This is a genomic window from Cumulibacter soli, from assembly GCF_004382795.1.
Taxonomy (GTDB): Bacteria; Actinomycetota; Actinomycetes; order Mycobacteriales; family Antricoccaceae; genus Cumulibacter; species Cumulibacter soli.
The window spans coordinates 716,279-741,254 of the sequence record NZ_SMSG01000001.1 but is presented as its reverse complement, the minus strand read 5'-3'; the positions used below and the strand labels follow the sequence as shown (position 1 = coordinate 741,254).

The window sequence follows — 24,976 nt, the reverse complement described above, 5'->3', positions numbered from 1 at the left end:
TGTGGCGTGCCGCATGCGGGCTCGCGCGACTCGCCGGGGCACCTTGGTCGATCGACCGGATGTTGGCGATGGAATGCCGGCGTGGGCGTGCTTGGGGTGGGCATCGCCGATATATGCGTGACGAAGGGTGGGGACTGTCCTGGGGTCGCGATGTCAGCGCGCGGTATTGCGCCGCATGCTCCAGTAGCCGACTACGTGTGCGCAGCCGTTGGGCACCTTTTTGTCGCGGCGCGCGAACGAGCGGATGTCCCGCGTTGCAGCGGCTTCGGCGCTCATCCAGACGTACGGGGAACCGTCGAGCCAACGCAGGTCGCGAATTGCCGCGGGGAGCAGACTCGGTGCGTGTCCGTGTTGCGGATTATGTAGCCACCGGACCTCGACGTCAGCGGCGGAATTCACCGGCTGTTCATCCGCGGCGTCCTGGACCTCGAGCACGGCGATCGCGCGGCGTCCCGCGGGCAATTCGGCAAGGATGCGAAGCGCTGCGGGTAGGCCGGTCATGTCGGCCGCGATCAACTCCCAGTCCACCGCTACATCGGCTCCATAGCGCCCATCTGGGCCGGTGATCGCGATTCGGCTACCCGGTTCGGCTGTCGCCGCCCAGGCCGCCGCGACGCCCGACTCGTGGACCACGATGTCGATTGTGAGGCGGGCGCCGTCAATAGCGCGAACCGAGTACCAACGTCCCTCTCGTGGCACGCCGTCCGGGAATGACCATCCTTTACCTTGGCTCACCGGGAGCGCAGCATCCTCGCCACCCGGGCTGGGGAAGAATAGTCGGACCCACTCATCGGCGATACCCGATGACGTCCAGCCGTCCACCGCGAACACGATGCGCCGCATGTGCGGGGTGAGCAACTCATTGCTTACGACGTCGGCAAAGTAGGTCTCGTTGGTGCGATCCATGAACCTATTCTCCCAAACCGGTGCGCCGGTATGGGTCCGCCCTCACCGCCGCAGGTGCGAAGCGATAGACGCCTACTCCTCGAATGGTGCGGCGTACTCGCCGGCTTCCGGTGACTCGTACAGTTCTGCGACGACGGTTGTCCCGCTGACGGCGTCAACATCGAGTTGCGCCAAGAAGCCCGTGCGGGAGGACGGAGCCCCCGGAACCGAGAAGTCCAGCGTGCCGGTCAAGCCGTTGGTATCTATCGCAGAGACTTGCTGTTTCGCGGCAAGAATCCCGCTCCGGGTGAGGTCGCCGGAGTCGCACGCTGTCTCGAGGATCGCCTGCCATGCGAGCCCGAATGTGTAGCCCATGACTGCCGCGTCGTTCGGTGCGTCCTCAGTCGAGTCTTGTACCTGCTGCAGCAACTCCGCTGCGGCGGGATTCTCCGAGCCCAATGAATCGCCGGAACTCGCGACATAATAGCGATCCAGCGCCGCGTAGGTTTGATCGTCACTCAAGAAGGTCGTGCTGAAACTGGGATTGCTGCCGAGCAGTGGTACGTCGAGGCCCTGTGCTTTGGTCTGGATGCCGACGCCTGCCGCGGCGGCCGGGCTGGTTGTCAGGGCGATCGCCGTGACCCCTTGACTCTTCAGTTTGGTGACGGTCGCCGCCATATCGGTGTCACTGGCGGAAACGGGAACCTCGATCAAATTCAGCCCGTGCTGCTCGGCGTAGAACTGTGACCCGAGCAGGCCGTTCTGGCCGTACTCGGAGTCCGCATAGATATGCGCGATCGTGTCGCCATCCTTGATGAAGCCCTGCTCAGTGAACCACGCCAGCCCGTTGATGATCTCGACGTCGTAAGTTTGGCCGACCGTCAGTACCGACGGCGAGTCGAGGTTGGCCGAGGACCAAGAGCCGGTCACCGAGAGCACCTCGTCCGTGGTGATGCGTTCCTTCAGTGCGGCTAGGGTCGGCGATCCGTGCAGTTGCAGCAGTCCTAGCGAACTGCCCTTCTGTTGTTCGTAAAGGGAGATCGCGTTCTCGGGTTTGTATCCGTGATCTTTGATATCGATCTCGATCGTGCGCCCGCATATTCCCCCTGATGCGTTGATCTCATCGACCCAGGCCTGATTGCCTGCTGTCATGGCGATTCCGACATCTTTAAAGGTCCCGGACAGGTCGGTCAGAACGCCCAGGGTGATGGTGTCGTCGGTAACGCCGACGTCGGCGGCGACGCCGTTGCTGTCGGCGGGGGAGGAACCTTCGGACTTGGTTGAGCAGGCCGAAAGTGCTGTGGTGGCGGTGATTGCAAGCGTGGTGAATACGAAGGCGCGGCGTGACATGGGTAGCTAAGAGTCCTTGAAGATGCGAAAGGGCGCGCGCTGCGGCGCTGAGTAACTGCTCGAGGGGTCTAGATCGCGCGACAGCGGCAGGCTGACACGCGGCAAAGATCAATGCACCGACGCTTGGTCAGCATGCTGCCGACATCGCGCTTCCAGCGGTGCATTCTCGGGATACTCCTCAGTGGGGCTCGCGGCCAATCAGGTTCAGCAGATCTTAACCGCGAGCTAGCGCGTCGCTTACCGCGGGGCTGCTAGTCGACCGTGTACTCGTTGATCCAGGTTCTGCGGGTACTCGGTGCGACGGTGGCCTCATCGATGGCTTGCCACACGCGTTGCGGACTGAGTGGCATATCGAGATGCCGTACCCCGTATGGTGCGAGGGCATCGATCACCGCGTTATGCACTGCCGGAGTCGCGCCAATCGTGCCTGCTTCACCGATTCCTTTGGCGCCCAGAGTGTTGTGCGGTGTCGGCGTTTCCTGGGTGCTCAGCGAATATTCCGGCAGGTCGGCGGCGGTGGGGAAGGCGTAGTCGACCAGGGTGGCGGTCATCGGATTGCCATATTCGTCGTACACGAACTCTTCGTACAACGCCTGCGACGCTCCCTGAGCGATACCGCCATGCCGTTGTCCGTCAAACAGCATCGGGTTCAGTATCTTCCCGGCATCGTCGCAGGTGAAGATGTCCCGCAGCCGAGCGAAGCCGGTCTCTGTATCGACCTCGACCACTGCGAGCTGCGCGCCGAATGGGTAAGTGGGTGATTCGCCCTTGTACACGTGGTAGGCCGACAGGTCCTCGGTCTCTGCCAACGCGCCTAACGGGATCGCGGTAGACGGCGCGCCGCGCACGACTACCGATTGGCTCTGCTTGTCGATCTCAATGTCGTTCGGGTTAGCTTCCAGAACGTCCGCCGCGCGCTTCTTGATTTCCTCGACCAGGTCGTAGGTCGCGTGCTGGACGGCAACACCGCCGAGTTGTAGAGACCGCGATCCACCGGTGCCGCCGCCTACCGGAATCAGATCGGTGTCACCGTGCAGCACGGTGATCGCCTCCATCGGGACACCGAGTTGGTCACTGACGATCATCGCCCAGGACGTCGCGTGGCCTTGACCATGCGGAGAGGTTCCGGTCAGGACCGTGACGGTGCCGTCGGGGTGCAGCTCAACGGTCGCATTCTCCGTGCCTGCACCCATCGTGATCTCCACGTAGGTGGCCAAGCCTAGGCCGAGTTGGACGACATCTCCGCGTTCGCGGCGGGTGCGCTGTTCGGCGCGCAGAGTGTCGTAACCGGCCGCTGCTAATACCTTCGCCAGCGCTCCGGGGTAGTCGCCGGAGTCGTAGACGACGTCGCTGTGGGTCTGGAACGGGAAAGTGTCGACGAAGTTGCGGCGGCGCACCTCGGCGGGATCCATCTCGATCTCCGCGGCGAACAGGTCGACAGCCCGCTCGATCGCGGCGGCCGCCTCTGGGCGTCCCGCGCCACGGTAGGCGACCACCGGGACGGTGTTGGTGACGACCGAGGTCGAACTCGTTTCGACGCGCGGGATGTCGTAACACCCTTGAGCCATCCGCAGGGTGTTGTTCGGCAACATTGCGCCGATCCGCGGATACGCGCCTGCATCCTGAAGCAGAGCGAGCGAGTACGCCGAGATGGTGCCGTCTCGTGAGCCGCCGATCCGTACCCGCTGATGTTGGGCGCGTCCGTGCATCGCAAGCATGTTTTCGCTGCGGTGTTCGACCCACAGCACTGCTCGATCCAGCAGTCGCGCGGCCGCCGCAATGACCGCGTGCTCGGGTTCGCAACGCACTTTCGCGCCGAATCCGCCCCCGACGTCGGGGGTGATGACGTGCACTTGAGCGGTGTCGATGCCCAGCATCATCGCGAGTTCTGCCTGCGATGCTTGCGCTCCCTGGTTCGACAGCCACATCGTCAGCCGGCCGTCGCCGTCCCACACGCAGGCGCCGGCGCGACCCTCCATCGGCACGACCGCGATGCGCTGGTTCACGATGTCCTGTTCAACCACCACCTCGCAGTCGTCAAACAGTCTCGGGTCGGCTTCCTGCTGGCCGTGGGAAATGGTGACGTTGGTGCCGGCACTGGGAAACAGCAGCACTTCGTCGCGCTGGGCGTCGTGTGCGTCGACGACCACGTCCAGCGGTTCGATATCGATCTCGATCAGTTCGGCGGCGTCCAGCGCCTCGGCCTCCGTGCGCGCGATCACCAGCGCGATAGGTTCGCCGACGAACCGGACTCGATCGGTGGCCAGCGGAGCACGGTGCATCTGGGGCTCGAGCGGGCGCAGCCCCGGTGGAACCGGCAGCATCGGCAGGTCGCGGGCGGTGTAGACGGCGAGGACACCGGGGGCCTGTCGCGCTGTGGCCGTGGAGATCTGCTCAACGACGCCGTGCGCGATGCTCGAGCGTACGAAGTAGGCGTGTGCGGCGCCGTTCAGACGCGGATCAGTGAGGTCCGCGGTGTAGATCGAGCGACCGGTGAGAAATCGCGGGTCCTCCGTGCGTAGTACGCGGGTGCCGAGAATGCTCACGTCGCCGTCCTTTCCCTTCAGTGGCGTGGTGACGCCGTGCCGAGGCGCTACGCACCGATGCCCGACTCCACATTAGTTACGCTCATGCCCGAGCCGGAGAGAACCCGGTGACAATTGTGGAGGAATCTGGTGCTGCGCGACCGAACTGCCGAACCGACTGAACTCACTACCGACTCGCTGGACCTGGCGAAGATCATCCGCCCCGGTGACACATTGGTCTGGGGGCAGGGTACCGCCGAGCCGATCACGTTGACCCGGGCTCTCGTCGCGCAACGTAGAGAAATCGTCGGTGACGGCGAGCGGCTCAATCTCTTCTTGGGGGTAACTCGCGGAGACACGCTCAATGCGGAGCAGACCGACACTTTCCGGTTCTTCGGGTTCGGCGGGTTAGGGGAGACGGCGCGGCTGACCAAGGTCGGCGCGGTCGACGTGATGCCGATCCGACTCGGCAGCGTTCCGCAGCTCATTCGTCAGGGCATCGTCGAGTTGGACGTGGTCCTGGTGCAGTTGTCCGAGCCTCGCGGTGGGGTGTGCTCAACGGGGTTGGTCGGCGACATGCTGCAGGAGGCGATACGCCGTGCTCGGGTCGTGGTCGGCGAGATCAACCCGAACGTGCCCTTCAGTCACGGCGATACGAAGGTGGCGCTGAGCGATCTGGACTTCTTCGTGCGCAGCGACAGCCCGGTGATGGAGTGGCCGGCGGCCAAGCAGAGCCCAGACGCTCAGACAATTGCTTCGCTGATCGCCGATCGAGTGCCGGACGGCGCGACGATTCAACTCGGGATCGGCGCCGTCCCCGATGCGACCGCGTATGCGCTCGCCGGCAAGAAGGACCTCGGCTATCACTCGGGGATGATGACTGATTCGGTGCTGGAGTTGATCGAATCCGGGGTCATCACGAACGCGCGCAAGGAGATCGACCCCGGGGTCTCGGTCACCGGGCTGGTGTTCGGTTCGAAGCGTCTCGCGGATTGGGCCGACGACAACGAACAACTTGCCGTCCGGTCGATTGATCACACGCATGGCCCGCGCTCATTGGTCGCCTTCGATGATTTCTGGGCGATCAACTCGGCGATCGAGGTCGACCTGTACGGGCAGGTGAACGCGGAGACGATGAATGGGAAGTACGCCGGCGGCGTCGGTGGCCAGTTGGACTTCGTCCGCGCCGCGATGACCTCGGCGCGGGGACGGTCAATCATCGCCTTCCCGTCGTCCGCGGCAAAGGGTGCGCTATCGCGGATTGTGCCGCGTCTGGCCGATGGTGTGGTGACGACGCCACGTGCGGACGCCGATCTGTTTGTCACTGAGTACGGCGTCGCTGATCTGCGCGGTGTACCGCTGGATGAACGTCCTGGTCGACTGATCGCGATCGCGCACCCGGAGCACCGAGCGACGCTCTCTGACGCGATCCGATAGTCGCGCGCAGCGCTGAAAACGCAGCGTGAGCTGTGCTGAGACTGCGTTCAGCGTGCCTGCGAGAGTGCCAGCTCAAACTGTCGGTCACCTCGGTATGAAGACGGTGTCACGTACGGCGGGTCTCGACGCCGGGTGTGGCGGGTTCGGTGGCCGACACGCCGGCGGCCACCCGGCCGCAGATCCAGCGGCGCCCCAACGTGCTGATGGGCGCCGCGACGAGGGTCGTCTGCGCGGCTAGTAGGGCCAGTCAGCGACGGCGTCGTGCGCCAGCATGAGCCCCAGCAGCAGCCGCGCTTTGGGCGCTGATAGACCTCCGGCGCTGAGCAGACCTCGCGAGAGCAGGTCTACCTCCCCACCGCGGAATCCGTACGTGCGCCGCAGTAACTGCCCCGAGCCGGTACGTGAGGCAATCACCACCGGCACCCGCTGAGCGAGTGCGGTCACTCGATCAACGGCGTCCTGATGCACGTGACCGCCGCCGGTGCCTGCGATGACGACGCCGGCGTACCCGAGGTCGGGCAGTGGTTCGACGAGGCGCAGGTCCTCACCGAGCCCGGCGGATACGAGCGCGACCGGGGGAATTTCGAGCGAGGGCGAACCGGTCCACGGCGGTGTTGCCGGGCGATATCCGAGCCGGATCTCGCCTTCGTGCAGCCACCCCATCGGTCCGGCCTGAGGGGCAGAGGTGAATGTCGCCGTACTGGCTGTGTGCGATTTGCGTACCCACAGCGGGTCATGCAGTTCATCGTTGAAGGCCAGCAGAGCCCGTACGTCGACGAGTTCATCGCTCGCGGCAGCACTCACCGCAGCGAGGAGATTGGCCGGGCCGTCGGCGCCGGCCATCGTCGGATTACGCATCGCGCCGGTCGCGACGAACGGTCTGCCAGTGTCGTTCAGTAACGACAGCAGGTACGCGGTCTCCTCGAGCGTGTCGGTGCCCTGCGTGATGACGACGCCCCGCGCACCGTCCGCGACCGCGGCCGCGCCGCGGATGGCGACCTGGCGAACGGTGTCGATATCAAGGCTGGGCGATCCCACTTGGGCCAGTTGTTCGGTCGTCACCTCGGCGACGGCCCGCAACTGGGGGACTGCCGCCACGAGCTGTGCCCCGGTGATCTCGGGCGCGACAGGTGACCCGTCGCTGGCACTCGAGGCGATCGTGCCGCCGAGGGAGATGACGTGCACCCGTGGCGTGGGGGCAGCGCTCTGCATCCTTATGCCCCCGGGCAGGCCGCGGCCGTCAAGCCGGTGTCGGCGCTACCTTCGTACGCCGTGAACTTCACTTCGGCCTCGGTACCCGCGGCACACGCTTCGGCGAGGCTGGGGAATGGACCGAGCGCGAGCACGACCTGATCGCGTTCCGTGGAATCCGCGATGCAACCGGCGGGGATCGTCGACAGGATGCTGCCCGGATACTTCTCTTCCAGCGCCGCGGGGTCAGCGAGCATTTCGTCAGTAGTCAGGTCGGGCTCCAGCATCGCGTACGACTGACCCATGCACAGCACCTGCGGGAGAGCGACGGCCTCGACCGAAGAGGGTGCAGCTTCTTCGCTTGATGTTGGGGCCGCGGAGGTTGTCGACGAGTCAGAAGGCGCGTCGTTGTCGTCCCCGCTTCCGGAGGTGAGGCCGATGACGAGCCAGACGACGAGCAGGATCACCACGACCGCGGCGATCACCAACATCCACGGTTGCAGGCGAAAACGAGATCCGGACGCTGCGTGCCGTGGACCGCTCCGCGATTCGGCGGCGTCCGTTGCGGCTGCCGTACCACGTGAGTCGAGAGTGCCCGCGGCAGGCGGTTCAAAGGCCCCCGCGACTGGCGGAGCGAAGCCCTCGACCGGCGTAGTTTCTGCCTCGGTAGCATCCGCCCTCGCGGTGCCTGGCGGCGTTGTGTCTGCCGAGGGGATGCTTGCCGATGTGGTCTCGGGCGCCGTTGCGTCCGGAGCCGTGGAGTCGGAGTTCGACCTCTCCACGGCCTTCGACTCGGTATTTCCCGACTCGGCGTCGCTCGAAGCTGTACTGCTCGAATCTGTATCGCTCGAATCCGTATCGGACGTGGCGGTATCGCTCGAGTCGGAGCCGGCTGAATCTGGTGATGACGCTGCCGGGTCCGTTGAGCCGGATCCAGCGGATTCATCGGCGATGGCCTCTTCGGGCGCGGGTGTCTGCGCGTGCTCCGCCTCAGTGGCGTCGGGGGCGGTCTCGGTGGGTTTCGGTGTCGTATCCGCCGATGCGTCGGTGGATGACTCTGCGCTCTGGTAATCCGAGGGGTGTGGATCGTCGTCGTCGTCCTGCCCAGGAGCCCAATGCCTACCGCGCCGAGGTCGCGCCGGTGGCGTCGCCGCCGGGTCGGAGCCACCTGGGTTTTGCGGTGTCGTCATCGGGCTGGCCTCCGGGGTCTGGGCGGACGCATGAGTGTCTCCAAGGTACCTGGTCGGTGCGCAGACAAGGCGTCGAGCCGAGTCACTTCATCGACGAAGTTCGCTGGTGATCGGTGCCCGCGTGGGTTCGGGTGATCCTCGGGCGCGGCGTGGTGCTGACCGGTGCGCGGCGCCGGGTCGTACGAACCGCGCACGGTTAGTTCGCGGGCGGCCCGGATCGACGCATATCCAGGTGGATGTCGCGGTGCGAGGCGTTCGTTATGGTCCTGGCGTTGTTTGGCCAGTCAGCGCGCATGCTCGTATTCGATCCGATAGCGTGTCCGGTGTGGTGATCGCGTGTTAGGGCCTTATCGCGAGGTTCTGCGCACCCCGAATACCGCTCTGATGGAACTCTTCGGATTCATCGGACGACTCCCGTTATCGATGGTCGGCCTCGGGTCGGTGTTCCTCATTGTTGGCGAGTACCCGGGGTCGTCGTACGGGCTGGGCGGTACGGTGGCGGCCGTCGGCGCTGTCGCCACCGCGATCCTCGGCCCGATCCTGGGCCGTCTCGCTGACCGGTATGGCCAACGCCGTGTCCTGGTCCCGGTCGTGATCATGTTCGGCGCGGGTGCCGGACTATTCATCGTCGCAGTTCAGAATCACGCGCCCGCCTGGATGCTGTATGCCACGGCAGCGATAGCGGGTGGATTCATACCTCCTGTCGGCTCCATGCTGCGCGCCCGCTGGGCATACATGCTGGAGGGATCGAGCCGGCTGCCGACCGCCCTGGCGATGGAATCCGTCCTCGACGAGCTGGTGTTCATTCTCGGACCCGTGCTCGTCACGGTTCTGTCCACCAGCGGTCATGCGACCACCGGTATGGTCGTCGCCGCAGCATTCGCCGTCTGCGGCAGTTTGCTCTTCGCCACCCAGACCCGGACCGAACCCCCACCGGGGCGCGATCTGGATCAGTTGCGCAGCACCGGTTCGCCGATCAAGATTCCGGGTCTGATGATTCTGTGCGTAGTCGCGCTGGCGATGGGCACGGTGCTCGGCACCTTCGAACTCGTGCTGACCGCGTTCGCTCGCGAACAGGGCAGCGGGTCCATGGCCGGTGTGCTGATTGCGGCGCTGGCGATCGGATCGATGCTCTCGGGGCTGGTATGGGGCACGATCGATTGGCTCGCTCCGCTGAACCGCCGCCTGGTGCTGTTGCTCGGTGCGCTTACGCTCGCGACGTTGCCGACCCTGATCATCTCGAATATCTGGCTGATGACGCTGTTCGTCGCCGTCTGCGGTATCGCGGTGTCGCCCTCGCTGATCACGATGTTCACGATCTGCGAGGAGATTGTGCCGCGTGAGCAGACCAACGAGGGATTCACCTGGCTCGGCACGATGCTCGCGCTGGGTGTCGCGGTCGGTACGTCGTTGTCCGGCGTCGTGACCGATGAGTACTCGCCGAACCTGGCATTCGGTGTGGGCACCGTTGCGGTCGCCGTCGCCGGCCTGGTTGTGTGGGCGGGTAATCGCAAACTGCAGGTGCGTGGCCGCCAGGTCGTCCCGGACGGTTCCTATGGCTACCCGGACCTCGACGCCTAAATCGCTTATTCATAAGGAGTCAGCATGATCGTCGCGTTCTCGATTTCACCGACGTCCACCTCGGACGACGGCTCGGTTACCGAGGCCGTTGCCGAGGCAGTTCGTGTCGTACGCGACAGCGGGTTGCCGTGCGAGACGAACTCGATGTTCACGAATATCGAGGGTGAGTGGGACGAGGTCATGGCTGTTGTGAAGAAGGCCGTCGACGTGGTCGCGGCGTCCTCCCCGCGAGTTGGACTCGTGCTGAAAGCCGATATCCGCCCCGGATTCAGCAACCAACTCACCGCGAAAGTGGAGCGGATCAACAAAGCCCTCGAGCGCTGAGGTCCCGGGTGCCGCCGGCTTGTCGTCGGACCCACGGAGCGGACCGTACGCCTTCCGTTGTGCGTTCTTAGCCAGCTCACGGGCAGCGCCCGGACCAGTCGTCGCGGTGTAGGGGCGTCCGCTCAACCGACTAAAGCGCTCACGCAGGGCTGGTGAGCTGGATGAGGTTGCCGCACGTGTCGTCCAGGACGACCGTGACGACCGGCCCCATCGTGGTTGGCTGCTGAGTAAAGCGAATGCCGCGGGCGGAAAGTGTGGCGTGTACTTGCGCCACGTCGTCGACCGCGAACGAGGTCGCGGGGATGCCGTCGGCGACGAGTGCTTCCTTGAACGCCTTCGCGGCCGGGTGCTGGTCGGGTTCGAGCAGCAATTCCGTCCCGTCCGGTTCGTTGGGACCGACGACGGTCAACCAGCGAAACTCGCCCACCGGTACGTCGGTTTTCGGGACGAATCCGAGCTGCTCGGTATAGAAGGCGAGTGCTTTGGCCTGGTCGTCGACGAGCACGCTCGTCACGTTGATGCGGATGCCCATGAGCAGTCCTTAGGTGTGGCCGGTGGGTGCCCTCTGGGGGAGTGCGGCTTCGAGGCGTCAGGAGGCGTCGCGCCGCACTAACGGAAAGTCCGGCGGTACGACGAGCCCGCCCCGATATACGCCACGGCGAGGATCGCGAGCAGCCACCCGAGCGCGAGCCACAGGTCAGCACCGGGCGTGGTGCCGGCAAATGTCGCCCGTAATGAGTTCACGATCGCCGTGACCGGTTGATGTTCGGCGAACCACGCAACCGGTCCGGGCATGCTGTCGGTTGGTACGAACGCGGAACTGATGAACGGCAGAAAAATCAGTGGATAACTGAACGCGCTCGCGCCGTCGACCGACTTCGCCGATAAGCCAGCCAGCACGGCGAGCCAGGTCAACGCCAGTGCGAATAGCGTCAGCAGTGCGGTGACCAGCAGCCACCCGCCGACCGTGGCAGAAGTCCGAAAGCCCATCAGGAAGGCGATCGCGACAACCAGCACGACCGAGCCCATCGTGGCCACGACGGAGGTCAGCGCGTGTGCCCACAGGATGGCTGAGCGCGCGATTGGCATCGAGCCGAACCGCTGCACCAGTCCGCCGCGTAGATCCAGGAACAGCCGGTATGCCGTATATGCGACGCCCGACGCGATGGTGATTAGCAGGACGCCGGGCAGTAGGTAGTTGATGTACGGGCCATCGTTGCCGGTGTTGATCGCGCCGCCGAGCACATAAACGAACAGCAGCAGTAGCGCGACGGGCGTCACCGCGGTGGTGACGATCGTGTCAGGGCTGCGCAACACGTGCCGTAGCGACCGTGCGGTCAGTGTTCGCGTGTCAGCCAGAGCGTGCGCAGTCATGATGAACCTCCCGAGTCGGCCTCGGGCGTCGCCCCCGACGGCAGCGAATCTGGTTCAGGCGACAGGCGCGGTTCCTCGATGAGTGAGAGGAATACGTCCTCGAGGCTGGGTTGCTTTTCGACGTACTCGATTTCGGCGGTCGGCAGCAGGCTCTTGAGTTCGGCCAGGGTTCCGGTGCGGATGATGGTGCCCTCATGCAGAATCGCGATCCGGTCGGCGAGGTACTCGGCCTCATCGAGGTACTGAGTGGTGAGCAGGATCGTCGTCCCGGCATCGACCAGGGCTCGGATCGTCCGCCACACCTCAAGACGCGCCTGTGGATCCAGGCCAGTCGTGGGTTCGTCCAGAAACACGATCGGTGGGTCGCCGACCAGGCTCATCGCGATGTCCAGTCGACGCCGCATGCCGCCGGAGTATCTGCCGGCCCTGCGCGAACCCACCTCGGCTAGCGCAAAACGCTCCAAGAGTGCGTCGGTGGCCTCGGCGGGGTTCTGAAGGTGGCGCAACTTAGCCATCAACAGCAGGTTCTCGCGGCCACTGAGTACCTCGTCCACCGCGGCGAACTGTCCCGTGAGACTGATCGCGGCGCGCACATCGCTCGGCGCCGCATCGAGATCATGCCCGCACACCGTCGTGGTACCACTGTCCGCAGGAATCAGCGTCGACAGGATCCGGATCAGCGTCGTCTTTCCGGCACCGTTTGAGCCCAATAGCGCGAGGACGGAGCCCTGGGGGATGTCGAGGTCAAGGTCGCGCAGCACCTCGACGTCGCCGAACGACTTGCGTAATCCGCGAACGTGAATCGCGGGCTTGGTCGAGATCGCGGTGCTCATTGCGGTTCGTCTCGCTTCGCGTCCTCGATCGCACGGATAAGGCGCTGGCGCTCCTTGTCGATCCATTGCTTGCCGCCATACGCCAAGGCGAACGTTTCGGCGAAGTCGACCGGGTCGTCGCCGACCACGTCACCAACCGGGGTGTTGTCCGCCGCCGCGCGTTCGAGGAGGTCGGCGAGATCCGAGTGCATCTGTACCAGTGTGGCGCCGTCGGTGACGGCCGCGTACAGCGTCAAGTAGCGGTTGAGAGCGTCGGCCGTCTGGCGGTATGGCGAGGGTAGAGCCTGGATTCGGGCTTTCGCCTCTCGGTACTGCTTCTTCTGCTCAAGTGGTCCGGTGAGCGTCTCGATCCATTTCGCGACCATGGTTATTCTCCTGTCTGACGGGGCGCGCGGGCGCCGGGGGTTCGGAGCTGCTCGATGACTTCGGCGAGGAAGCTCCAGGTGCGCCAGAACTCGTCCAGGTGGGCTCGGCCAGTCGGGTTGAGGGTGTAGACCTTGCGAGGCGGGCCCTTCTCTGACGGCACCTTCTCCACGTCGACCAACGCCCGCCGTTCGATGCGCACGAGGAGTGCGTACACGGTCCCCTCGGCGATATCGGTGAAGCCCCGATCGCGCAGCCAGCTCGTGATTTCGTATCCGTAGGCGGGCCGGTCGGCAAGCAGCGCGAGGACGATCCCGTCGAGTGTTCCTTTGAGCATCTCGGTCATCTGGCTTGCCACGGGTTACCTACCTAGCGTCGTTGACTACCACTATAAAGTAACGCTAAGTAGCAGTACTTAGCAACAGTGATTACCGGAGCGGCGTGATTGCTTCGCTCACACGGGAATAGCAAACGGTCCCAGCACGTTGACTCGTCCAGATGCCCCCGCCGTCCGGGGGAGTCGCGCACGACCAAGTAGTTGAGAACAGACAACTCTTGAGCACACATAGCTGAGGTATTCGATAATGCTGAATCCTGACGGTATTTACTCGTACGCCGAAGGCATCGACGCCGACGAAGTGTCGGCGTCGACCATGCTGGTTGCCCTCGACGGATTCGTCGATGCCGGCCACACCCAGCAACAGGTGGCCGATTACATCCTCGAACACCACGAGAGCCAACTGGTCGCCAGTTTCGACGTCGACCAGGTCGTCGATTACCGCGGACGACGTCCCACGATGGTTTTCGATACCGATCACTACGCCTCGTACGACGCTCCGAGTATCGAACTGCACCGGGTGACCGATGTCGATGGCACGGCGTTTCTGTTGCTACGCGGGGTCGAACCCGATTATCAGTGGGAGCGCGTCGCGGCAGCGGTGCTCGGCGTGGTGAAGGAACTGGGCGTCACGCTCACGATCACTACGATGCATGGCATCCCGATGGGTGTGCCGCATACTCGCCCGATCGGCGTATTGACTCATGCCACGGACAACTCTTTGATAGGTGGCACGCCGAGTCCATTCGGGAAGGTCGCCGTACCGGCTAGCTTCGATGGACTGCTGGAGTTACGCCTGCGCGAGGGCGGGCACGACGCGGTTGGCTTCGCCGTGCACGTACCGCACTACCTGGCGCAGATGGAACTGCCGATGACGGCTGCGGCAGCCCTCGATCGCGTGGTCGCGGTGACCGGGCTGCGGCTGCGCCGCGCGAAGCTGGATGCCTCCGCCGAAGCTGCCCGGGTGGCTATCGAGGAGCAGTTGCGCGACAAGGCCGAGATCAAGCCTGTAGTCGCGGCGCTGGAGCAGCAGTACGACGCCTATATGGGGTCGCTGGAGCGTCCCAGCCTGCTGGCTGCCGATGACTCCGAGTTGCCGACCGCCGACGAGATCGGCGCTGAGTTGGAAGCGTTCCTGCGGGGTCAGGGCGAAAATTAACCCTCGTACGACGAAAGGTCCGCCGCCCGAAATCGGGTGGCGGACCTTTCGTCGTGCTGTGGTGGTTTAGCCCCGATGGTCGGGGCTAAACCACCACAGGTGAAGCGTTAGGCGTTGTCGAGGTTGCCCTTGAGCGTGCTCAACTCGTCGTGCATGGTCGAGGGCAAGCGCTCACCCAGTTTGGCGAACCATTCCTCGATCAGCGGGATCTCGGCCTTCCATTCATCGACCTTGACGGCCGACGCCTTGGCCAGCTGCTCGGCCGAGATGTCCAGGCCGTCGATGTCGAGCGAACCTTCGGCCGGCACACGTCCGATCGGGGTGTCCACGGCCTCCGCGGTGCCTTCGATGCGCTCGACGATCCACTTCAGCACGCGGCTGTTCTCGCCGAATCCCGGCCACAGGAACGAGTTGTCGTCGTCGCGGCGGAACCAGTTGACGTAGAAGACCTTCGGCATCTTCGATGCGTCAGACTTCTTGCCCATCTCGATCCAGTGGTTGATGTAGTCGCCGGCGTTATAGCCGATGAACGGCAGCATCGCCATCGGGTCGCGGCGGACGACGCCCACGGCGCCGGTCGCGGCGGCGGTGGTCTCCGAGGAGGTCGTCGCACCCATGAATACGCCGTGCTGCCAGTCGCGGGACTCGGTCACCAACGGGATCGTGGTCTTGCGGCGGCCGCCGAAGATGATCGCAGAGATCGGCACGCCGTTCGGCTCGTTGTGGTACTCCGGCGCGAGAACCGGGCACTGATCGATCGGGGTGCAGAAACGGCTGTTGGGGTGCGAGCTAACCGCGCCCGAAGCGGGAGTCCAGTCGTTGCCGTGCCAGTCGATGAGGTGCTCGGGGGCGTCCTTGGTCATCCCCTCCCACCACACGTCGCCGTCGTCGGTACGCGCGACGTTCGTGAAGATCGAGTTGCCCTTCTCCATCGTGCGCATCGCGTTCGGGTTGGTCTCGTACGAGGTACCCGGGGCGACACCGAAGAAGCCGAACTCGGGGTTCACGGCGTACAGGCGACCGTCCGAGCCGAAGCGCAGCCAGGCGATGTCGTCGCCGAGGGTCTCGACCTTCCAGCCGGGAACGGTCGGCTCCAGCATCGCGAGGTTGGTCTTACCGCAGGCCGAGGGGAATGCGCCGGTGATGTAGTGGGTCTTGCCCTCGGGGGAGGTCAGCTTCAGGATGAGCATGTGCTCGGCCATCCAGCCCTCATCGCGGCCCAGCACCGAACCGATGCGCAGCGAGAAGCACTTCTTGCCGAGGAGGGCGTTGCCGCCGTAGCCCGAACCGTAGGACCAGATCTCGCGGGTCTCCGGGAAGTGGGTGATGTACTTGGTGTCGCTGCAGGGCCACGGCACGTCGGCCTGGCCCTCGGCCAGCGGAGCACCCACCGAGTGTAGAGCCTTGACGAACGGGCGCTCGTCGCCGAGTGCGTCGAGCACGTTCTGTCCGGTGCGGCACATAATGCGCATCGACAGGACGACGTACTCGGAGTCGGTGATCTCGATGCCGAACTTCGGGTCGTCGGCGTCGATCGGGCCCATGCAGAACGGCACGACGTACATCGTGCGACCCTTCATCGAGCCGGCGTAGAGACCCTTGAGGATCCCTTTCATCTCGGCCGGATCCATCCAGTTGTTCGTCGGGCCGGCGTCTACCTCGTTCTCGGAACAGATGTAGGTGCGGTCTTCGACGCGAGCGACGTCCGTCGGGTCGGACATGGCCCAGAACGAGTTCGGGCGCTTCTCCTCGTTCAGACGCACGATCGTGCCAGCCTCGACGAGCTGATCGGTGATCTGCTTCCACTCCATGTCAGATCCGTCGACCCAGCGGATGGCGTCCGGCTGCGTCATCGCGGCGACCTCGGCGACCCAAGCAAGGAGCTCCTTGTGCTTAGTCGGGGCGTCCTCAACGGTCAGATTGTCCTGCGAAGTCACGTCTTTGTGCTCCTCGGTCTCGGGGTGTCGCCTGGTTGTTACACGATATGTCTTGCGCGTTGCGCAGGCATCCTCTAGGTGGGGCGAGAGTGCTCACAACAGGCGGGGTGCGGTGGAGGGATCGTACTGCGCAGTTAGGGGCCTTGTCATAGATCAGTGCGCGGGGTCACGCATGCGCGCGCGACGTGTTGTTCGTGTTGCAATTGTGATTAATGGGGCTAATGGGGCGATTGTGGTTATTGGGTCAGATGCTTACGATGGAATTCCCCGACAGGTCCTGCTCTTCCCCGGCAAGAAGGTCACTATGGTCTCCACGCGTCCCATTTCCCGCCGTTTCGGTGTCCCTCATGTGCGCTGGCCCTCATTGCCCGGCAGTGACCGCCACGGTTCGAGCACTCAGCGTGCGCTGTATGTCATAGGAATCACGCAGGTGACTATCGCTGTGGTCTACGCATGGTTGGCGATCACGGCGAGTTCGGATTCGTACATTCCCAGCGCCCAGCACCTGTTCTGGATTCCGTTTGCGGTGGCTCTGATGGCCATCGCGATGACCACGATCGGGTTGATGGGCAGTCTGTCGGCGCCCTGGCTTTCGGTCTTGCTCAACTTGCCGCTCGCGCTCACCGCGCTGTATATGGATGGCGCCCTCGGGCCCGTCGTGTTGATCGCTGCACTGCTGGCCTCGGCTGGGTGGCTGGGGTTCAACATGCTGGAGGATTCCGCGCGGCGTAACCCGACGCCGGACTTCTAACTCCCGGACGAATAACTTCCTGACTAGCGCGGCGTGCGCGTGCAGTTCATCGTCGACGGCGTCTCCACCGGGAATCCCGGTGGACTATCGCGCGGTCGACGATGCAGCGCATCGGCATCACAACCTCGCGGTCGACTCTCCCCGAGACGTTTCCGGAGTTCACGCCGCTCGAGGCTCCTGTCGCGCTAAGGATCCAGGTGCCCGCTAGGTGTTGTGCTCATTCGGGTTGTGCGGCGGCGCGCCGAACTGACCGGCTGAGCCGGGCGTCCGCTGCTCGGTCCCGTCCTGAGTCTGAGCCGCCGCTCCCGGACCTTGAGTTGCTGGTCCGGTAGGCGGCCACTGCTGACCGGCGTGGGTAGGACCGTGCTGTGGGTGCTGTGGGTGCTGTGGGTGCTGTGGGTGCTGTGGGTGCTGTGGTGCTGCCGGCGCTCCGGCCGAGTGTGCGTACGGCGCAGGCGGTGGGAACGCTCCGACGGGTGCGGCCGTGTCGGGGGACGGCGGAGGAAATCCGCCGTCGGCCGGTGTGGCAGTGCTGTGCGTGTCCGGCTCGTCGTCGGGAGGCAGTGGAGAGTAGGTGACCTGCGGGGGCGCTGCGGGTGCCGCGAATGCTCCGGTCGTCGGCTGCTGCGCGGCTGCATGACCGGCGTTGGCGCCCGGCGGTTGCGGTGCATGCGGCGGCTGCGCGTTCGGATAGCCGGCACTCGTAGCGGGGGGTTGTGGGGGTTGGCTCGCCATCGGACCGGTCGGTGGCGATGCAGGGTAGTGCGAACCGGGGCCGGGTGGCTGGGGCTCTAGGTGACTCGAAGTAGTCGCCGGTGGCTGTGAGGCCGGGTAGTTGGCGTCGGGTCGTCCCGGTGGCTGTGAGGCCGAGTAGTGAGCGTCGGGTCGTCCCGGGTGTTGTGGTGACGGGTAGTTGGCGTCGGATCCAGGAGATGGCGCAGTGGGGTAGTTCGAACCGGGGCCGGAGGGCTGTGGCTGCTGATGGCCGGCGCCCTGAGCGGGTGGCTGGCGATACCCGGCTTGTGGTGTGCCGGCGTACTCGGCGCCAGGCGCGGGTGCGGGGTAGTTCGAGACCGGCGCTGGTGGCCCTTGTGTCGTGTAATTGACGTCGGGCTGAGGTGAGGGTGGCGGATAACCGGCATCGGCCTCGGGTGCCGGTGATGTCGGGTAGCTGGCATCGGGTCCAATTAGCGGTGACGCCTGGCGGTCATCGCCCTGACTGGGTGGCTGCGGATAGCTGGCGTCTGTGGCGCCGGGGTACTCCGCGTCGGGTCCTGGTTGTGCAGGTTTCGCGGTCCGGTCGGGTTCCGCGGCGTCGGCGGGTGGTTGCGCCCCGGCGTACATCGGTTGCGCACCCTCGGCCGTCGGCGTTGACGACTCGGACGGCGCCTGTTCGGGTACCTGGGTCGTAGACGATCCCTGTGCCTGTGCCTGTGGTGTGGAGGTCTGCGTCGCAGGTGGTGCCGGTGCGGATGCGGCCCCGCTTTCGGCGGCTCGACGTTGCGCGAGTCTTGCGGACGCCGCCCTGGCCATAGCGGCGACCGATTGCGGGGCTCGGGGCGTGGCTGGCTTCGCCGCGGGCTGATTCCCTGTGTTCTCGTCGTGTGATCCTGATGCGGCAGGCGTGAGACTCGAGGTTAGGTCGCGCTGGGTTTTAGGTTCGGCCTCATTCCGCGCTACGGAATTCTGGTCGGCGGCGGAATTCTGGCTGACATCCGTGGCATTGCCGGATGCCGAGCCTTCGTCCAGAGTCCGCCACATTCGCGGCGTGACTGGCAGTGTGGTGTCCGCGGGAGCCGCGGCAGGGGCCTGGGCCGCCGGAGGCTGCGGTCCCGAGCCTGCTGGACTAGCGCTGGCCGGATCCGCCGCGGCACTCTGCCCTGGCGGTAGGCCGGTCGCCTGCGCGGGCTGCGCCTGCGTCTGTACGGGCTGCGCGGCGGCGGTCTGCGGGGCCTGCGCTTGATCCGGCTGCGCCGGTGTGCCATCGCCTTGATCAGGTTGGGGCGGTGCTGCGTTGCTTGTGGCGGGCTGGGGCTGAGCGTCGGCGCCACCTGGAGCGGGCTGAGCGCTCCCTTCCTGGCTCTGCGCGTCTGCCGCCGGTGTCCCCGGTGCTTCCGAGCCTTCCTGCTGTGGCTTCTGGCGTCGCTGTACGACGGCATTGCGCAGCCTCGGCAGTAGTTGCTCGATTGTGCCGGCGACTTCGCGCACGGTGTTGATTTGTTTCGTGATCGCCGCAGCGCGGCGCTCGCGTTCGCCGCGGTCCACCTTCAGCGATTGGTCGATCTGCTTGATGTGACCGTCGAGCGTCTCAATCCGACGTACCAATGCGCGGTCCAGGGCCAGTGTCAACTCGTGCTCGGCCTCGATGAAGTACGCCGATGCGTCGGCTTCGAGGCGGGCCCGGGTCTCGCCGAGCGTCTCGTTCAGCCAGATCTTCAGTTGGTTTCGGTCGGACGCCGTACGTCGCGCCCACACGATCCAGCCTGCGACGCTGACACCCACGGCGACGGCGATCGGCCACGCGATTATCGCCGCGCCGGTCGCGGCGGTCAGCCCGCTGCCGGTGATGCTGGTGATTGAGATGCCCGACATCATGCTGATGTTGGTGAGCACCTTCTCGTCGGCGCTGGACTGGCGTCGCGAGGGGCCGCTGGTACTAGCGACCTGACGGGGGCGCTGCAGGGCGGCGTACACCTCGGCCAGTTCGTTCTGCGCGAACATCGACTGCAGCACGGTGCGCGAGACGCCTTGCATGCGGGCCTGTTGGCGGTCGAAGATCTGCATCGACGATGCGCGCAACGCCATATCGAGTTGCGGGCCGATGGCCTTCAGTCGGGCCTTGTCCATTTCCTCGATCTGCCGTCGCCAGAACGCCAAGAACTTGCGGTTCTCGGACTGAATGTCGGCCATCGTGTCGAGTCGTGCCCGCGACAACAGCGAACGCAAGCGCAGCTGCCAGGCGCGCGAGTCCGCCTTGCGGGCGGCCATGAGGCGGTCGCGGTTCTCCTTGAGCCGATTGGCGTACTCCACATCCGGCTGACAGGCGCGGCGGCTGTCCTCGAGGCTGGTCATCAGTCCGTCGAGTTGCGAGCGCATGGTGCGCAGCAGATTGGCTTCGTGCAACGCCGACGCCTTGATCGCGACCTGCTCCTGCAGGGCCGCCTGCAACTGGGTGATTTGGGATTCCTCGCGCAGGGCGGTGCCCAGGTCGCTGGTCCCCATCAGCGCGGCTTGTTCGAATAGCTTCGATGAGACTGGCATCATCACGCTGTCCGCGAACCGAGGTGCGTGTTCGCGCAGCAAGGCCCGGTTGTCCTCGACGATTTGCCGCCAGCCGCGGTAGGCATCGGTCTTGGTTACCGCGAAGATAACAAGATCGATATTCTTCGATGCCTTATCGAGGAACTCTAGTTCGGGTTTGGTGAACGGTGCGGACGCGTCGCAGACGAACAGCAGGGCTGTCGCTCGGCCGACGGCGCGCAGCGCGATCTCGGCGTGCGTAGCGTCCAGCCCGCCGACGCCGGGTGTGTCGACGAGATTCAGATTGCCCAGTAAGGGCGAGTCGCACTCAACCTCGATCAGCCGCGGTGGCGCGTATTCGCCGCGATTGCCGAGGTCGGTTGCCCAGTCGCGCATCTGATCTAGCGGCACTTCTACGGGTTCTTGCGCTCCCGGCAACAGTGCACGCGCCGCAGTCTTCGGCCCGCGCCGAAACATGATGTACGTGCTCGTGGCGATGCGTGAGTCGACGGGGGAGAGTCCCGGAACGTTGATCAGCGCATTCGTCAGACTCGACTTGCCGCGTTTTGCTTCACCAACCACCACGACCGTGGGTTTGTCGGGGCGCCGACCACGCATGCGCGACAGTCGCCCCGCGACTTCCGGGTCGTGCTCTTCGAGTACCGCCAGACCGCGATCAGCGGTCTGCCGCGCGAGCTGAGACAGCGTGATTCGTTTGCCCGAGCCCTGTTTGGGTGCGGTCATGTCGACGTCGGGCGATCGGTTGTAAATACCGTGACGATCGGGTGCCGTACCAGACGTTCGCCGTCGCGGTATCCGGCAAGTTCGATCTCGGCGATCGTGCCGTGCAGTGCGGAGTCCTCGGTGAACACGGTCGCCGAGGCCTCGTGCTGCTGCGCGTCGAACCGGTCGCCGACAGCCGGAACGATGAGCTCGATACCGAGTTGTGCCAGGTTGTCGTCCATCCGGGAAGCGACCGCGGCGGATGCGACTCGGTCGCGGGCGTACAGCAATAGCCCGATCATCTTGTCGCGCTCGTCAAGGAGCTGTTCGCGTTCGGACTGCAACTGGACCAGCGCCTCCAGGTGCGGACGCACCTCGGAGTACAGCACGTAGTCCTCGCCGTCCTCGTTCGAGTCGGCCGCGGCGGCCTCGGGATCGGAGTCGGCTGGTGCGTCGGCGGTTGAATCCGCTTCGGCTTGGTCGTCGTAGTCGTCGTCGCTTTCCACGGCGCGCTCTCGCAGGGCGAGTTCCAGCACATCCTCGACGTCCTGCTGCGGTGGTGTCTGGTTGTCGGTCATGAAGTGGTCCCTCCTGCGGTGAGGGTTCGTAGATGCTGCCAGAGCATGAAGTACGAACGATGGATCGTATGAGCGATTCGAGATTGAGCGGGGTTAGATCCGAAGGTTGCGAACTCGCGCCATCGCCCGGCCGCGGCTAGCGCGTGCTGTACCAGTTCATTTGCCGTCGCCCCGGGTGCGCCGAGCATCTGGTCGGGCGCGGTTCCGGTCACGAGCATCCGCACTTCGTCGAACATCTCGTCCGGTAAGTCCACCTTCCCGGTGGACACCAGCGTCGCCGCCTCGAGCAGGCGCAATTGCTGCGCCTCGGGGTGCTGGTACAACTCCTCGAGCTCATCGGCCATCGTGTCGCGTACCGGCGGCGGCGAATCGTGTGCGAGTTGTTCGAGAGCGGCGAGCGCGACAGCCGACTTGATGTCGTCGGCGCGCACGCTGAACACGCCCAGGATCACCTTGTTCAGTGCGGGAAATCCGCTGTCCTGTTCGAGCAGTTCCCGAATTCGGCCAGTGGTGATCTGCGGGTCGGCCAGGATTGCATCGACGGCGGTGCGGGCGCCATACAAGTCGAGCAGGGTGAGCACGCGCTCGCGTCCGGCTACATCGACGGGGATCTCGGGGCGTACGAAGAAATCTGTCGACATGAACAGAACCTGTCGAGTGGACTCGTCCAGTCCGGCAATGTCGCGCAACACCTGCGCATCAGCCTCGGTGAAGTTTCCGGTGCGCGCGGACTCCGCCATCAATCCCGCTAGCGGGAGCACCTGGGAGACGGTATGCCGCAGCGTGTAGCTGTGATCGCGAGCCAGTTCTGCCGCTGCAGCCATCGGGTCATCTGCCTGCACCATGTCGGCCTTGTTCAGGATCGCCAGTGCGTTGATCGGGCTGCTGGTCTGCCCGCTGGAGGTGCGGCGGAAGGCGCTGAGCGCGTCCGCGTCGTCGGCCCGGATCGACTGGGTGATGACGTACAAGACTGCCTCTGCCGACGCGATCGCTTGCTGCGAACGTTCGTCGACGGCACCATGCTCGTCGGGCTCCTCGCTGCCCAGCATCGCCTGGGTGCGGCCCACGCTTTGATCGTGTAGTGACGCGAGGCCGGGGGTGTCGATGATGGTCACGTCGCGCAGCGCGTCATACGTCAGATATGCATCGACTACGGCGACCTCCTCGGGGTCGCAGCCGAGGTCGGCGGGGATCACGCCGTCGCCGTCGTAGGGCAGCGTGATGACGGTGCCGTCGTTCTTTCGAACCTCGACGCGGTCGACGGTGCCGTACTGGAATCGGGTGACCATTCGCGTGCATTCGCGTACGTCGGTGGCTGATACCCGCCGCCCGATCATCCCATTGACGACCGTCGATTTACCTGATTTGATCCGGCCGGCGACCGCGAGTTGGAGTGGACCGCGAAGGCGATTGGTGATCGCGCTGATCTCGTTGGCAGTGGCCGGAGGAACCCGGGATAGCAGTGATTCGGCCATACCGATGACCAGCGAAGACATGCGGCGCGGCGCGGGAGAGGTCATCGGCGGGCTCCTTTCGGTATCGCTAGAGGTTCGTGAACAGGATGATGAGCAGAATGACGGTGGCTACGCCGATCGCGATCCAAATCACCGGTTGCCAATTTGTGGCGTTCTGCGGCGGGCGCGGTGCGGGGTTCGTCGGGCGTGGGGGCGAGTTCGGCGCGCTGGTCGCGACGGTGTTCGGGCGCGGTACCGGGCCCGTTGCTGGTCGCTGTGGCCCGGTGGTGGGCCTGATTGAACCGGTGTTGGGACGCGGCTGCGGTGCGCTCATCGGAGCGGGGTTCGCCGGCCGTTGGCCGGTCGCTGGCCGCGGGCCCACAGCTCCGACGTTCGGGCGCGGTCCCGCCTGCTGGCCGGGCATGGGAGGCCCTGTAATGCGTCGAACGTTGCCGGGCGGCCCCTGCGGTCGCACGGTGCGGATCTGTGGCAGGTCATTCGGGCTGACCCTGCGGGTCGCATCGAGCGGGGCGCGTCCGGGCAGCGGTCCGTTTCCGGAGGGACGTGACTGCGGGCCGGTCAATGGCGGGATGGACGAAGTCGGGTTACCGGCCGCTGGCTTGGCACCCGGCTGCGCTCCAACGTTTAGGTACAGCGCGCCGCTGGCGACCGTCGCCTCAGGCTGATCAAGTGTTGCCGGGGTGACACCGAGTCCCTCTTGGATCAGCCGGGCCACCAGCGGTACCCGGGAGGACCCGCCGACGAGGTACACGCCCGACAGTTTGTCGGGCGTTAGGTTGGCTTCGCTGATCGTCGTCGACAGCAACTCGACCGATCGCGCCAGGTTGGGCCGAATCAGTTCCTCGAACTCGCTGCGGGTGACGTGCACGTCCTGGAATGGCGGCGGAAACGCGATGTCCGTATGTGGATGCCGCGATAGTGCTTCTTTGCCTTCCTTGATATCGACAGCGAGCGCGCGTTGTGCGCGGCGGCTGGCCGTGTCGGAGGGACGGTTGAGCCGAGCCCACTCGTCGGGGTCGGTGGACTGCTGCGTCTTGCCGACGTGCTCGAGGATCGCGTGGTCGAAATCCAGTCCGCCTAGATCCGGAAGCCCGGCCTCGGCGATGACCTCGAAACCGTTCTGCGTCTTCTGCACGATGGCTACGTCGAAGGTGCCGCCGCCGAGGTCGTAGACCGCCAGCGCCTGACCGGGGGCCATGTTGTGCCCGCCCTGGGTGACGAAATGGGTGGCGGCGCCGACCGGCTCCGGAATGAGAATTGGTTCGTCGTTCAGGCCGGCCTCGCGGCACGCCGCGACCAGCACATCGCGTCGGGACTTACGCCATCGTGCCGGATGGGTGAGGCGTACGACGTCCGGCCGGGCGCCGTCGAACTGCCGCTCGAACTCTTGCAGCACACGGCCGAGTACCGCCCCGATGGCCTGACGGACCGGGATGACGTCCTCACCCAACAGCATGTCGCCGTCATCGATGCGTCGTTTCGGATTGGGCTCGTACCTGCTTGGGTCGATTCGGGCCTGCCGGTCAGCGTCGCGACCGACCGCGATCGTGCCGTCCTCGGCTAGATAGATGGACGACGGGACCAGCGGGCTTCCGTCGATCGTGAGCAGGCGAGGCGCGGCGCCGTCGACGGACACCGCGGCGACGGTGTTCGACGTACCAAAGTCGACCGCTAGAACGCGCATTCTCACCCCTTGCACTCCGCCGCGCCGTTGACCGCTGGG

The 24,976-nt window shown here is 65.2% G+C and carries 21 protein-coding genes; 6 read left to right on the top strand and 15 right to left on the bottom strand.

What is annotated here, in order from left to right; all coding sequences use genetic code 11:
- Nucleotides 1-153 precede the first annotated feature (153 nt).
- The 3 genes from E1H16_RS03510 to E1H16_RS03500 form a co-directional block, all read right to left on the bottom strand.
- Nucleotides 154-906, bottom strand: coding sequence for a siderophore-interacting protein (locus tag E1H16_RS03510; protein WP_134322271.1), 753 nt, complete (start codon nucleotides 904-906; stop codon nucleotides 154-156).
- Between the two features lie 72 nt (nucleotides 907-978).
- Nucleotides 979-2,235, bottom strand: a complete 1,257-nt coding sequence (locus tag E1H16_RS03505; RefSeq protein ID WP_134322270.1) for an ABC transporter substrate-binding protein — start codon at nucleotides 2,233-2,235, stop codon at nucleotides 979-981.
- A gap of 251 nt (nucleotides 2,236-2,486) precedes the next feature.
- Nucleotides 2,487-4,781, bottom strand: a complete 2,295-nt coding sequence (locus E1H16_RS03500) for a xanthine dehydrogenase family protein molybdopterin-binding subunit (protein WP_134322269.1) — start codon at nucleotides 4,779-4,781, stop codon at nucleotides 2,487-2,489.
- A 129-nt stretch (nucleotides 4,782-4,910) separates the two neighbouring features.
- Here E1H16_RS03500 and E1H16_RS03495 point away from each other — a divergent pair, with 129 nt between their 5' ends.
- Nucleotides 4,911-6,197, top strand: coding sequence for an acetyl-CoA hydrolase/transferase family protein (locus E1H16_RS03495; protein WP_166741602.1), 1,287 nt, complete (start codon nucleotides 4,911-4,913; stop codon nucleotides 6,195-6,197).
- Nucleotides 6,198-6,431: 234 nt separating this feature from the next.
- Here E1H16_RS03495 and E1H16_RS03490 read toward each other — a convergent pair whose 3' ends face one another.
- Nucleotides 6,432-7,409 carry an asparaginase gene (locus E1H16_RS03490; protein WP_134322267.1) on the bottom strand — a complete coding sequence of 326 codons (978 nt, stop codon included), beginning with the start codon at nucleotides 7,407-7,409 and terminating at the stop codon, nucleotides 6,432-6,434.
- Nucleotides 7,410-7,411: 2 nt separating this feature from the next.
- Entirely contained in the window at nucleotides 7,412-7,873 is a 462-nt protein-coding gene (locus E1H16_RS03485; RefSeq protein WP_134322266.1) for a hypothetical protein, read from the bottom strand.
- A gap of 214 nt (nucleotides 7,874-8,087) precedes the next feature.
- On the opposite strand from E1H16_RS03485, the gene E1H16_RS03480 reads away from it, so the two are divergent.
- The 3 genes from E1H16_RS03480 (at nucleotide 8,088) to E1H16_RS03470 (ending at nucleotide 10,483) form a co-directional block, all read left to right on the top strand.
- Nucleotides 8,088-8,459, top strand: a complete 372-nt coding sequence (locus E1H16_RS03480) for a hypothetical protein (RefSeq protein ID WP_134322265.1) — start codon at nucleotides 8,088-8,090, stop codon at nucleotides 8,457-8,459.
- A gap of 455 nt (nucleotides 8,460-8,914) precedes the next feature.
- Nucleotides 8,915-10,159: an MFS transporter gene (locus E1H16_RS03475; RefSeq protein ID WP_134322264.1), complete on the top strand. Its 1,245-nt coding sequence runs from the start codon at nucleotides 8,915-8,917 to the stop codon at nucleotides 10,157-10,159.
- A 24-nt stretch (nucleotides 10,160-10,183) separates the two neighbouring features.
- Nucleotides 10,184-10,483 carry a thiamine-binding protein gene (locus tag E1H16_RS03470; protein WP_134322263.1) on the top strand — a complete coding sequence of 100 codons (300 nt, stop codon included), beginning with the start codon at nucleotides 10,184-10,186 and terminating at the stop codon, nucleotides 10,481-10,483.
- Between the two features lie 139 nt (nucleotides 10,484-10,622).
- On the opposite strand, the gene E1H16_RS03465 is transcribed toward E1H16_RS03470, so the two are convergent.
- From E1H16_RS03465 to E1H16_RS03445, 5 genes are all read right to left on the bottom strand, one after another.
- Nucleotides 10,623-11,015, bottom strand: a complete 393-nt coding sequence (locus E1H16_RS03465) for a VOC family protein (RefSeq protein WP_279586352.1) — start codon at nucleotides 11,013-11,015, stop codon at nucleotides 10,623-10,625.
- 77 nt (nucleotides 11,016-11,092) lie between these two features.
- Nucleotides 11,093-11,857 (bottom strand): ABC transporter permease, encoded by a 765-nt coding sequence (locus E1H16_RS03460; RefSeq protein WP_134322262.1) that lies wholly within the window; start codon nucleotides 11,855-11,857, stop codon nucleotides 11,093-11,095.
- On the bottom strand, nucleotides 11,854-12,690 hold the full coding sequence (locus tag E1H16_RS03455; RefSeq protein ID WP_134322261.1) for an ABC transporter ATP-binding protein: 837 nt from the start codon (nucleotides 12,688-12,690) through the stop codon (nucleotides 11,854-11,856). The genes E1H16_RS03460 and E1H16_RS03455 overlap by 4 nt, the downstream gene beginning before the upstream one ends.
- Nucleotides 12,687-13,055 carry a DUF1048 domain-containing protein gene (locus E1H16_RS03450; protein WP_134322260.1) on the bottom strand — a complete coding sequence of 123 codons (369 nt, stop codon included), beginning with the start codon at nucleotides 13,053-13,055 and terminating at the stop codon, nucleotides 12,687-12,689. Before E1H16_RS03450 ends, E1H16_RS03455 begins: the two co-directional genes overlap by 4 nt.
- 2 nt (nucleotides 13,056-13,057) lie before the next feature.
- Complete coding sequence (locus E1H16_RS03445; RefSeq protein ID WP_134322259.1) at nucleotides 13,058-13,411, bottom strand: PadR family transcriptional regulator; 354 nt, start codon at nucleotides 13,409-13,411, stop codon at nucleotides 13,058-13,060.
- A 226-nt stretch (nucleotides 13,412-13,637) separates the two neighbouring features.
- On the opposite strand from E1H16_RS03445, the gene E1H16_RS03440 reads away from it, so the two are divergent.
- Nucleotides 13,638-14,549, top strand: a complete 912-nt coding sequence (locus E1H16_RS03440) for a PAC2 family protein (RefSeq protein WP_134322258.1) — start codon at nucleotides 13,638-13,640, stop codon at nucleotides 14,547-14,549.
- Nucleotides 14,550-14,656: 107 nt separating this feature from the next.
- Here E1H16_RS03440 and E1H16_RS03435 read toward each other — a convergent pair whose 3' ends face one another.
- On the bottom strand, nucleotides 14,657-16,486 hold the full coding sequence (locus tag E1H16_RS03435) for a phosphoenolpyruvate carboxykinase (GTP) (protein ID WP_134322257.1): 1,830 nt from the start codon (nucleotides 16,484-16,486) through the stop codon (nucleotides 14,657-14,659).
- Nucleotides 16,487-16,916: 430 nt separating this feature from the next.
- On the opposite strand from E1H16_RS03435, the gene E1H16_RS03430 reads away from it, so the two are divergent.
- Nucleotides 16,917-17,237 (top strand): hypothetical protein, encoded by a 321-nt coding sequence (locus tag E1H16_RS03430; RefSeq protein ID WP_134322256.1) that lies wholly within the window; start codon nucleotides 16,917-16,919, stop codon nucleotides 17,235-17,237.
- 204 nt (nucleotides 17,238-17,441) lie between these two features.
- On the opposite strand, the gene E1H16_RS03425 is transcribed toward E1H16_RS03430, so the two are convergent.
- Genes E1H16_RS03425 through E1H16_RS03410 form a run of 4 tightly spaced genes read right to left on the bottom strand, consistent with a single transcriptional unit; the run spans nucleotide 17,442 to nucleotide 24,937 of the window.
- On the bottom strand, nucleotides 17,442-21,221 hold the full coding sequence (locus tag E1H16_RS03425) for a dynamin family protein (RefSeq protein WP_134322255.1): 3,780 nt from the start codon (nucleotides 21,219-21,221) through the stop codon (nucleotides 17,442-17,444).
- Nucleotides 21,218-21,778, bottom strand: coding sequence for a nucleotide exchange factor GrpE (gene grpE, locus E1H16_RS03420; protein ID WP_134322254.1), 561 nt, complete (start codon nucleotides 21,776-21,778; stop codon nucleotides 21,218-21,220). Before grpE ends, E1H16_RS03425 begins: the two co-directional genes overlap by 4 nt.
- On the bottom strand, nucleotides 21,775-23,298 hold the full coding sequence (locus E1H16_RS03415; protein ID WP_134322253.1) for a dynamin family protein: 1,524 nt from the start codon (nucleotides 23,296-23,298) through the stop codon (nucleotides 21,775-21,777). The genes grpE and E1H16_RS03415 overlap by 4 nt, the downstream gene beginning before the upstream one ends.
- 22 nt (nucleotides 23,299-23,320) lie before the next feature.
- Nucleotides 23,321-24,937, bottom strand: a complete 1,617-nt coding sequence (locus E1H16_RS03410) for an Hsp70 family protein (protein WP_134322252.1) — start codon at nucleotides 24,935-24,937, stop codon at nucleotides 23,321-23,323.
- Nucleotides 24,938-24,976 lie beyond the last annotated feature (39 nt).